Consider the following 10,568-nt stretch of genomic DNA (forward strand, 5'->3'; position numbering starts at 1 on the left):
GGCCGATCAGAACCTTTCCGGGAAGATCAGAGCGCACAGCAGGTACACCACGACCATCGCCGACAGCACCAGCAGGACGACCGTTTCGACGCCGTCCGCGGTCATCGACGGATCCTGGTGTCGACACCCTGGACCACCAGGACGCACAGGGCGAAGCCCACCACCGCGGCGAGCACATACAGGCCATCGGCCATGACGCAAACTCCTCACAAACATTCCTCACGCGACCCGGCGGGATCACGCACCCCAGTGATGATGCGGCCGTGCGCCGCCCGCCGGAAGACCTCTTAACGCGATCCATACGCGATCCGACGACTTGTTGACGCCCCTTTCGCAGGCGCCTCCGCGGGCATCCGCGCCCGTCAAGAAGTCGTCAAGAATTCGGTTGCCGGCGTTGAGATCTGGTCAGGAATACGCGTGGGCGGCCGGGACCGGACTACTCCGGATGCATGAGTGACATCGAGTGCCGCCGACCCGTCGTCGCGGGCGACGCGGTCTGGGGATATGTGCAGGTCGGATACGCCCGTCAGTGGGTTCGGCATCGTCTGGTGATCTACCCGCCGGGGACCAGCCCGGAGCAACGGCGATGGTTGCGGTTGTGGCGGTGGGTGCCCGCGGTGGTGGCGCTGGCGCTGATCGCCGGCATCTGCGCGGCCGCCAAGTCCGGTGTGCATGCCGCGGTCGGTGCGGCCGTCGGCGCGGTCGTGGCGCTGGCCGTCGTGGTCCCGATTCAGCGACGCACCGCGACCTGCCGGCATCGGATGTGCATCATCGAATCGTGGTCGGGCCCGGGGCAGGGCGTGGAGGATCTGGTGATGCGGCGCATCATCGAGAAGACGGCCGGCGAGTTGCGTACCGCCGACCGTGAGGTGGCCGCCGGACGTATGACGCCGGTCGAGCACGAGGCGCTCTGGGCGCGGTGCCACGAACAGATCGCCACTGCCGGGCACCGGGTAACGGCTGAGGTGTGACCACCCGACCCGCGACGCCGGCTTCTTCGTCAGCCTGCGGCCGGTGTGATCCGCACACCGATCGTGCCGTCCTTACCGCGTCGCAGCAGGCTCGCCTTGATCGTGATCCACCCGAGGATTCCGTACTTGCCGGAGATGAGTGCGCGGGCCTTCTCGGTGCCCGCGGTATCGAGGACCTCGGCGGTGCCGGTCACCGGTTGACCGATCAGTTTCCGGCCACGCGCATCGCATCCCTGCACGATCACATTCGGGTTGTTGCGGATGCGTTTGACCTTCCACGAGTCGGTCACCGTCCACATGTAGAGGCGGTCTCCGTCGGCGGCTGCCCACAGTGGTGACGCCACGGCGTTGCCGTTCTTGCGAAACGTCGTGAGCTGCACATACTTCGCATCGGTCGCGGCATCGAAGGGTGGGGTCGGATCGCCTGGCGTCACGACGACCAGCCTACTGACCCGCGGACTGCACGATCACCGGTTGCGCCGACCCACCTTCGTTACCAATCCGTGATCACCGTTGCTATCGCGTCGCGGTTTCGTGCTGAACAGTAATCCGCCCGGCGCCGGCGCCTAGCGTCTTAAGACACCGGGTCAGCCTCCCAGTCGGCATCACGCCGCTGCAGCGGCAACACCGACCAGCCGCTCACGAGGGAGACCGACTCATGCGAACCCAACTCGATGACATCGACATCCTCCTCACCCGGACCGCCACCGGCGATCACGCGGCGTTCGCCGACCTCTACGACCTCACCAGCTCCCGGGTGTACGGCATGGTGCTGCGCGTGCTGCGCGACCCGGGCCACAGCGAGGAGGTCACCCAGGAGGTGTACCTCGCGGTGTGGCGGTCGTCCGCGTCGTTCCACGCCGAGCAGGGTTCGGCGATCAGCTGGTTGATGACCCTGGCCCATCGTCGGGCGGTGGACCGGGTGCGCTCGGAGGCCGCATCCAAGCGCCGCACCCTCACCTACGGCACCACCGAGCACGCCGATCGAGCGGACCGTGACGTCGTCATCGAGTTGTCCGAGCGCAGGGAACTGGCTCGCACGATTCGTTCGGCCCTCGGACTGCTCACTCCCCTGCAGCGGGAGGCCATCGAGTTGGCGTACTTCCAGGGCCTCACCTACCGCGAGGTCGCCGACCACCTCGACGTCGCCCTCCCCACCGTGAAGTCACGAATCCGTCAGGGCCTCAAGCGCCTTGCGCCGCAGGTCACGCATCTCGCGGCGTGATCAGCGTGATCAGAACGGGCAGCCCGACGACTCCCTGGCCGCCTTCGGCAAATCCGCCTTGTGGGCCGACTTCCGGCCGGTCCGGCGTGCGATGGTCCGCAGGCCACCGCCGTCCTTGACGGGCCGGTCGGACACGCGCAGCTTGCCCAGGACGGGGACGTCGAGGCGGCGCCGGATCCGGTAGTCGATCATGTACGACCAGACGAGTCCCAGCGCCAGGTAGCGTCCCCCGAGCTGGTCGAACGTCCGCATCCGACGCAGAGTGCGGTTGAACTTCTTCTGAGCGCCTTCCGACCACTCCCAGCCCATCAGTTCGCGGAACTCGGGCGGAAGATTTCCCTTGGTCATGAACTCGAAGTGATTGCCCAGTATCGCCGGGAACGCCTTGCCCACAGGTCCCCACGCCTCCACGACGAACTCGAGGTTCGACAGCGTCTCGAAGTCGTGACGGACCGCCGGCGCGATAGAGAGGTTCGGCACCACGGTGTCCCAGTACTCGGTGAACTCCGCCCAGCTCTGCGGCCATTGCGATGGCCGCACATTGACACCGGTGGCCAGCGGCTCGGCGGCGCGCGTCAGCACGTCGAGATCGGCCTCGGGCAGTTCGCCGTACAGCAGCTGGTATTGATCGAGGTAGAAGCGGAACAGGCAGGCGGCCACCCACAGTTGCAGTTCGGGGCTGTTGCCGCTGTACCGCACCGGGCTCTCCGGGGTCGACACCACCGGCGTGTGCATCTCGACGATGTGCTTACGCAGGTCGTCCTTTTCCTCCTGGGTGCCCAGCAGCGCGACGGACAGGTAGGTGCCGGTGGTGCGCGAGCGCTTCATCGGATACCGCCGCGGACTTCCCGACGCGACTCGACTCTCGTTGACTCCGTGGCCGACGGGAGGCAACGACAGTTGCATGATGATGTTGGCCACGCCGCTGGTCAGACCGACAACCGTGATGAGCTCCACCATGCTGGTCGGATGCCGACGGCCGTGCGGCAGCGGCAGATACGGGCGTTTGGGCGTGTGAATGTGTCCACGTGCCGCACGAACAACCGGAGCCATCGTATGCGTCGCCATCTGCGACCCCCTCTTCTGATAACGATCGTTTCCAGATCGAATCTAGGCCGGGTCTGTGACGTGGTCAACACCTCGTGGCCAAACCGGGACCATAGGTCCGGCCGAAACGAGATGATCGATTCGCCCCGCTATGGCCGCGGGTGAGCTTTAATCGCGGCCGCGACCGTCGGCCTGATCACGCACTCATAGGCGTGATCGTTGACGAAGCCGGCGGCCTGCATGAGCGCGAACATCGTCGTCGGCCCGACGAACCGCCAGCCGCGTTTCTTCAGATCCTTCGACAGCGCGGTGGACTCCGGCGACCTCGTCATCGACCCCGGTTCGTGATCGTCACCGGGCGCGTACTCCCAGAAGAACGCCTCGAGCGAACCGCGCTCGTCGATGAGCCCTTCGGCGTGGCGGGCATTGTTGATGGCCGCCTCGATCTTGCCGCGGTGCCGGATGATGCCGGCATCATCCAGCAGGCGTGCGACATCGGCGTCAGTGAACCGCGCCACCGTGGGAATGTCGAAGCCACTGAACGCTTTTCGGAAGTTCTCCCGCTTGTTCAGGATGGTGCGCCAACTCAGCCCCGACTGGAAACCCTCGAGACAGACCCGTTCGAACAGGGCGGTGTCACCCGAGAGCGGGAATCCCCACTCGGTGTCGTGATAGGTCGTCTCGGGTTCGACCGCCGCCCATACACACCGCGCTCTGCCGTCATCGCCGACGATCACATCAGTCATCGCTACCTCCCTCGGATTGGACACGACGTTACCCACCGGCACCGACACTTACGCCCGCCGCCGACCGAGCCCGACGACCCCACCGACCGAGCCCGACGAGGCGCTGGCCGAGGAGGTGTCGCGACCTCGCACGCCGTGATCGCACCTCCACCAACCACAGCTCAGCGCGCCCCTCCGCCCATCACATCAGCTCATCAGGTAGAGCACGGGTTGCATACCCAGACCGGCGGCACAGAAGAAGAGAACACCGCCGCCGACGGTGAGCAACCCATTCGCGTCCGACTTCAGCTGCGGGCACGGACTCGGCGCGATCTGGATGGACATGCGTTGCGACGCCGGTCCGATCGGTGCGTTCCGAAGAATGGTGAGGGGAGCGATCTGACGCGCGTACCCGGTGTCGGCACTGAATTCAGGCGGCTCGCGGTACACACCGGTCGTGAAGAGCGCATCGCCGGTAGCGGCCCAGTGACCTGATTCGTCCCCCGCCATCGTGTCGGTCGGGGTGATCGTGGACCTCGCCGGCGATTCGGACAGGTCGCCGACGATCACAGCGCTGGTCCCGTTGGGCGCCTGCGCGGCGACGGTGTACGAGTAGGCACCGATTCCCACCAGAATGTCGGTGCCGCGGTATCCGGCGGGCAAAGCGACCCGTGCGCTCCCGACCTCGGTGCCGTACACCACGGATTTGTCCGTGCCTGGATCGGCACCGGTCACCGTGATCAACATCGAACGTGACCGCATGTCCGCGATGGAGATACGGGCGTCGCCGTCGTAGAATCCCAAGAGGTCCGGCGTGATCGGCTCGACGTATTCGTTCGACCCCAAACTGAACCGCGCTATCCGCATTCCGCGCGGATCGACGCACGTCTCGGCGATCGCGGCCTCGTATCCGTCAGAATGGACGTGGCCGTCGTACTGGCAGGTGCGTGACGGACCATAGGCCTTCAGCGATGTCCAGTTCCCGCTTGTCATGTCGATGCGCTTGAGTGTGGTCGGTTTGGTCTGTGCCGCGGAGTCGTCCGACACGTCATCATCGCCGTCTCTGTCGACGTCTGTCGCGTCGCCCGTGACCGATTCCCCGCGGTCTTCCACCATCGCCACCATCACGTCGGCAGAGCCGGCCGCGTCGCGTATGGGACCGAAATCATCACTGCTCCACAGGATGTTGCCGTTGGTCCCGTCGATGCCATAGGTGATAGGCGACCAGGGCGTGTATGCGACCTGCGCCAGGATCGCTGTCGTGTCGCCTCCTTGGGTCACCTCGGAGGACCACATGGCGCTCACCTCCGCGCCGAAGTCGACCGACCAGACTCGGTCGCCGGTGTGTCCGGACCGCGCCACAACGGATTCTCCGTCGATCACCGCGAACCCGACGGGTAGCACGACGGGTGAATACAGTCGGGCGTTACGGGATTCATCCGACGGCCGGATCGCGGTGAACTTCCCGATGAGGTACTGCGGCTGTTGAAAGGCGATACCCCCTGATCCTTCCCCGGTTCGCTCAGGGCCGGGCGTCTCCGGCCACACGATCACCGCACCGACTGCCGTCGCCACGAGCGCAACCGTGACCGTCGCGCCGAGAAACCATGATCGCTCTGGTCGTCCGGCGCGGCGCACGTAAGCGGCAACGGCCACCGCCACCATGCCCGAGGTCACCACCACGCACGTCCAGAAGACATAACGTGACCCGGACGGCATGTTCAGCACGTGGGGGAACACCTGTGCGGTGCGGGCGATTTCGTCGGCGGTCTCGTTACGCGAACTGTCCGGGTTGAATGCGATCAACGCGACAAAGGCGATCGCGCATGTCGCCAGCACGAACACCAACGGCGCCCAGCGCGGTACCCGGGCAGCGACGGACAAGCCGTGGAACCCAATCACCATGACGACGGTGATCACGGCGAGAATCACCGCATCCGTCCCGAGCGGCCCCGAGACGCTGTCCGAGGTACGGTGCCATGCCGGATCGTTCAGCACTGTCAACGCCGTGGCGACGAGTACCGCGGCCAACGCCAAGCCGGTCAATGCACCGAGGGCGACCGCCCAGGGGCGAGGCGGCATCCGGTTCGACTCGGCAGCGGCTTGCCCGGCCTGCTCGGCGTCATCGGATACGGCCGTGTCTGCGGTGCCCCCCGGCAACTCCATTCGGGGATGGTCTCACGTGACGTGCGGAGACGCGCCGGCCGGTCGCGTCCGTCCCCCGTTCAGTGGACCTGCATTCAACGCACCCCGCGACCCGGACGCGGCGCTTCGCAATCCCCCACGATCGGCCGGATCACCAACGTCACAGCACGTCGCGGCCAATCAATCCTTCCCGAAGGGATTCGACATGAAGCACTCACTTTCCCAACATCGGCGGGATCATCCATCCCGGCTGACCTCGACGCCAATCCGGCACGAACAGACAACTGAGCCGCAAGGCCTCCTGTCGGGAAACCTTGCGGCTCAGTCATATTGCTCAGATCAGCCGAGCACCAGGCCTTCGCCGTCGGCGGAGACGTTCACCGGCACGACGTCGCCGTCGCGGATGTCGCCGGCCAGCAGTGCCTTGGCGAGCTGGTCGCCGATGGCCTGCTGCACGAGCCGCCGCAGCGGACGTGCGCCGTAGAGCGGATCGAATCCCCGCTCCGCCAGCCATTCCTTGGCCTTGGGCGTGACCTCGAGTTCGAGGCGACGCTGGGCCAGCCGCTTCTGCAGTTGTGCCAGCTGGATGTCGACGATGGACACCAGTTCCTCCGGGCTGAGAGCCTGGAAGATCACCACGTCGTCGAGTCGGTTGATGAACTCCGGCTTGAAGGCCGCGCGCACCGCCGCCATCACCTGCTCCTCGTTGCCACCGGAACCGAGGTTCGAGGTGAGGATGAGGATGGTGTTGCGGAAGTCCACGGTACGGCCCTGGCCGTCGGTCAGGCGTCCCTCGTCGAGAACCTGCAGCAGTATGTCGAAGACGTCCGGGTGGGCCTTTTCGACCTCGTCGAAGAGCACCACCGTGTACGGGCGACGACGCACCGCCTCGGTCAGCTGACCGCCCTGCTCGTAGCCGACGTACCCCGGAGGGGCACCGACAAGCCTTGCGACGGCGTGCTTTTCGCCGTACTCACTCATGTCGATACGCACCATCGCGCGTTCGTCGTCGAACAGGAACTCCGCCAATGCCTTGGCGAGCTCGGTCTTGCCGACACCGGTCGGCCCGAGGAACAGGAACGATCCGAGTGGCCGGTTGGGATCGGCGACACCGGCACGGGCTCGCCGTACCGCGTCCGACACCGCGACCACGGCGTCGGTCTGGCCGATGACCCGGTGACCCAGTTCCTCTTCCATCCGAAGCAGTTTCGCAGTCTCGCCCTCCAGCATCTTGCCGGCGGGGATACCCGTCCACGCCGACACGACCTGTGCGACGTCGTCGGGTCCGACCTCCTCCTGCAACATCACGTCACCGTCGGGATCGGTGCCGCTCTTCTCGATCGCGGCCTCGAGTTCCTTCTCCAGACCGGGGATCTTGCCGTAGCGCAGCTCGGCGGCCCGTCCCAGATCACCGTCACGCTCGGCGCGATCGGCTTCTCCGCGAAGGCGTTCCAGCTCTTCCTTGGTGTCGCGGACCGCGTCGATGGCGGTCTTCTCCGACTGCCAGCGAGCGGAGAGCTCGTTGAGCTTCTCCTTCTGGTCGGCCAGCTCCTGACGCAGCTTGTCCAGCCGCGCCTTCGACGCCTCGTCGTGCTCCTTTTGCAGCGCAACCTCTTCCACCTCGAGACGGCGGACGATGCGTTCGACCTCGTCAATCTCGACGGGGCGCGAATCGATCTCCATCCGCAACCGCGACGCGGCCTCGTCGACCAGGTCGATGGCCTTGTCCGGCAGGAACCGCGAGGTGATGTAGCGGTCGGAAAGCGTTGCGGCAGCGACCAATGCGGAATCGGTGATGCGCACACCGTGGTGCACCTCGTACCGTTCCTTGAGGCCACGCAGGATACCGATGGCATCTTCGACGCTGGGCTCACCGACGTACACCTGCTGGAAGCGACGCTCGAGAGCGGCATCCTTCTCGATGTACTGGCGGTACTCCTCCAGCGTGGTGGCACCGACCAGTCGCAGCTCGCCACGGGCCAGCATCGGCTTGATCATGTTGCCGGCGTCCATCGCGGAATCGCCGGTGGCACCAGCACCCACGATGGTGTGCAGCTCGTCGATGAAGGTGATGACCTGTCCAGCCGATCCCTTGATCTCGTCGAGGACGGCCTTGAGACGTTCCTCGAATTCGCCGCGGTACTTGGCACCGGCGACCATCGAGCCGAGGTCCAGCGAGATGACGGTCTTGTTGCGCAACGACTCCGGGACGTCGCCCTCGACGATCCGCTGGGCGAGCCCTTCGACGATGGCGGTCTTGCCGACGCCGGGCTCACCGATGAGGACCGGGTTGTTCTTGGTACGACGGGAGAGCACCTGCACGACGCGACGGATCTCGGAGTCACGGCCGATCACCGGATCGAGCTTGCCCTCACGGGCGGCCTTGGTGAGGTCGGTCGAGTACTTCTCGAGCGCCTGATAGGTCGACTCGGGATCCTCGGAGGTCACGCGGGCATTCCCGCGGACGGCAACAAACGCCTCGCGCAACGCCTGCGGCGTCGCACCGACGTTGTGAAGCAGCTTGGCGACATCGGAATCACCGGTCGCCAGACCGACGACGAGGTGCTCGGTGGAGACGTACTCATCGTTCAATTCTGTTGCGAGTTGCTGCGCGGCACTGACGGCCGCGATCGACTCGCGGGAAAGCTGGGGCTGCGCGCTCGCGCTCGACACCGTCGGCGCGCGGTCAACCATGGCCTGGGCCTGCGTACGAACCGCCGATGGGTCCACTCCCACCGCCTTGAGCAGGGGCGAAGCGATTCCGTCGGACTGATCGAGCAGAGCAACCAGGATATGGGCAGGCCGCACGTCAGGATTGCCGGCAGCGGCCGCCGCAGCCACCGCAGCGCTGAGCGCCTGCTGTGTCTTGGTGGTGGGGGTGAAGCTGTCCACTTCGTGTGCACCTTTCTCTACATTCTTAAGTCGGTACGGCTCAAGTATGGCCGTTCGGTGGTGTCAACGCGAGTAGAGTTGAGTCCATTCCGCTCAAGTATTCTCGTGATTGTGATGGTGATCACATTACCGTTGCTGCTGCCGCGCGCGGTGAGTTCCTGGACTGGGAGCCACCTTTTCTGGATTTCTGGACTGGGACGCCACATCAGTCACAGATGCTGGACTGAGAGTGATCCATCCCACATGACTTGGCCGGTTTTGCCCGTTAAGTCACCAGGGTTTACCGGCAGAGAGATTCCGATGTCAGCCGAACAACGTCGGCAGCCCTTCAGCGCGCCGCTGCAATTCAGCGACGGCGTTCCACTGGTGGGAGCTCCTGTATCTGCTCTCCTTGCCGTTCTCGCGCATCTCCAGCAGTCCTTCAGTCCAGTAGGCGATCAAGCTGCGGCGAACTCCGGGGAGCGCCAGCAGTTCGAGTGCATCCGCGAAGGTCCCGTGGAAGGTGATACCGGTGGCGCGGTCACGCTGCGACTCGTAGTGGACGTTCGAGACGGACCCACCATGTTTCCGCACCCACTTGCGTACCTCCGGGAAATCCAAGATCAATCGGTCGACCATCAGGAAGTTCTCGTGAACGACTTCGCCACGTCGAGGCGTGCTCGAGTAGGCCACCTCGTGAGGACCGATATTGACGGTGAAGAACCGGCCTCCTGCGGTGCCCGTGAACAGAGATAGGGTCCATGCTCCCTGGTCGTCGATGAAGTTCGACATCCCGGGAAGTCCGTACAGTTTGTCCAGATACTCGGCTAGCCTCGGGTCGAAGAAGCACCGCTCGAGCTTTGGATATGCGGTGAGTTCGACGTGGTTCGGTGTCTGGCGGATGAGCTTGCAGGCCTCGGTGATCGATACATCGAAGAGTTCTTTCTGGCCGCTGATCGTGGCGTTCGCAAGCGACCGAATCTTGCGGTGTATGTGGGTCTCCGCAGCGACCGTATCGGTGACCTGCGCTGCCTGAACGATGCTCCACGGGCCGTGCTCGCGATAGACGGGGTTGGCGTTGATCTCCTTGAGCCGGTGTGGCGGAAGCCGATCGGTGCGGCCGATCTTGAGGCTCCCGCAGTTGGGCGAGGAGAGGACATAGATGTATCCCGGAACTGCACCAGCTGCCGCGGCTTCGGTCTCGCCCTGAAGATCCGGACCCAGGCCGTTCACGATGCTGCCTCTTCCCGAAGTCTCCGGTAGATCGCCGGCACCAACTCCGACACCAGCTTGTCCCGAATCACCGCATTGTTCAGGATCTGTGCGGATAGGTCGGAGTGGGCGTCCATCGCCTCGATCACCGCACCGTTGAACTCGATGTCGATATCCGGGCTGGCCTCGAACTGCTCTCGAGAGTTGTTGTGCGCCTGGGTTTGGAGGTTCTCGCTCTCCATCAGCTTGTCGCGCAGGTGCGTGACGACGCTGCGCATGGCGTGTCCCCCGTGAACCGGTCCGGGTTGTTCTAGAGTCCTGATTGCCCTGGTGAGGGCAGAGAAGGGACGATGAGGAACATGGCAGGACGGA

General features: G+C 65.0%; 10 protein-coding genes. 2 read left to right on the plus strand and 8 right to left on the minus strand.

Annotated elements, in window-relative coordinates; all coding sequences use genetic code 11:
- Positions 1-6: 6 nt before the first annotated feature.
- Positions 7-105 (minus strand): potassium-transporting ATPase subunit F, encoded by a 99-nt coding sequence (locus ACWETB_RS17620; protein WP_449741713.1) that lies wholly within the window; start codon positions 103-105, stop codon positions 7-9.
- A 344-nt stretch (positions 106-449) separates the two neighbouring features.
- Here ACWETB_RS17620 and ACWETB_RS17625 point away from each other — a divergent pair, with 344 nt between their 5' ends.
- The gene (locus ACWETB_RS17625) at positions 450-971 is read left to right on the plus strand and encodes a DUF6611 family protein (protein ID WP_449741714.1); all 522 of its coding nucleotides are present in this window, start codon (positions 450-452) and stop codon (positions 969-971) included.
- A gap of 29 nt (positions 972-1,000) precedes the next feature.
- Here the strand turns inward: ACWETB_RS17625 and ACWETB_RS17630 are convergent, their stop codons facing one another.
- Entirely contained in the window at positions 1,001-1,405 is a 405-nt protein-coding gene (locus ACWETB_RS17630) for a PPOX class F420-dependent oxidoreductase (RefSeq protein ID WP_449741715.1), read from the minus strand.
- Between the two features lie 224 nt (positions 1,406-1,629).
- Between ACWETB_RS17630 and sigK the strand changes: the two genes are divergently transcribed.
- Positions 1,630-2,196, plus strand: a complete 567-nt coding sequence (sigK, locus tag ACWETB_RS17635) for an ECF RNA polymerase sigma factor SigK (protein ID WP_449741716.1) — start codon at positions 1,630-1,632, stop codon at positions 2,194-2,196.
- A 9-nt stretch (positions 2,197-2,205) separates the two neighbouring features.
- On the opposite strand, the gene ACWETB_RS17640 is transcribed toward sigK, so the two are convergent.
- The 6 genes from ACWETB_RS17640 to ACWETB_RS17665 all read right to left on the minus strand — a co-directional run bounded on the left by ACWETB_RS17640 (position 2,206) and on the right by ACWETB_RS17665 (position 10,474).
- Positions 2,206-3,264 (minus strand): oxygenase MpaB family protein, encoded by a 1,059-nt coding sequence (locus ACWETB_RS17640; protein ID WP_452212546.1) that lies wholly within the window; start codon positions 3,262-3,264, stop codon positions 2,206-2,208.
- Positions 3,265-3,392: 128 nt separating this feature from the next.
- Positions 3,393-3,989 (minus strand): DNA-3-methyladenine glycosylase I, encoded by a 597-nt coding sequence (locus tag ACWETB_RS17645; RefSeq protein ID WP_452212548.1) that lies wholly within the window; start codon positions 3,987-3,989, stop codon positions 3,393-3,395.
- Positions 3,990-4,175: 186 nt separating this feature from the next.
- Complete coding sequence (locus tag ACWETB_RS17650; protein WP_452212550.1) at positions 4,176-6,134, minus strand: hypothetical protein; 1,959 nt, start codon at positions 6,132-6,134, stop codon at positions 4,176-4,178.
- 318 nt (positions 6,135-6,452) lie between these two features.
- Positions 6,453-9,005, minus strand: a complete 2,553-nt coding sequence (gene clpB, locus ACWETB_RS17655; protein ID WP_348809796.1) for an ATP-dependent chaperone ClpB — start codon at positions 9,003-9,005, stop codon at positions 6,453-6,455.
- 303 nt (positions 9,006-9,308) lie between these two features.
- Positions 9,309-10,217 carry a GIY-YIG nuclease family protein gene (locus ACWETB_RS17660; RefSeq protein ID WP_452212553.1) on the minus strand — a complete coding sequence of 303 codons (909 nt, stop codon included), beginning with the start codon at positions 10,215-10,217 and terminating at the stop codon, positions 9,309-9,311.
- The gene (locus ACWETB_RS17665; RefSeq protein ID WP_452212555.1) at positions 10,214-10,474 is read right to left on the minus strand and encodes a hypothetical protein; all 261 of its coding nucleotides are present in this window, start codon (positions 10,472-10,474) and stop codon (positions 10,214-10,216) included. Before ACWETB_RS17665 ends, ACWETB_RS17660 begins: the two co-directional genes overlap by 4 nt.
- Positions 10,475-10,568: the final 94 nt, after the last annotated feature.

This window comes from Gordonia sp. NPDC003950 (assembly GCF_053605205.1).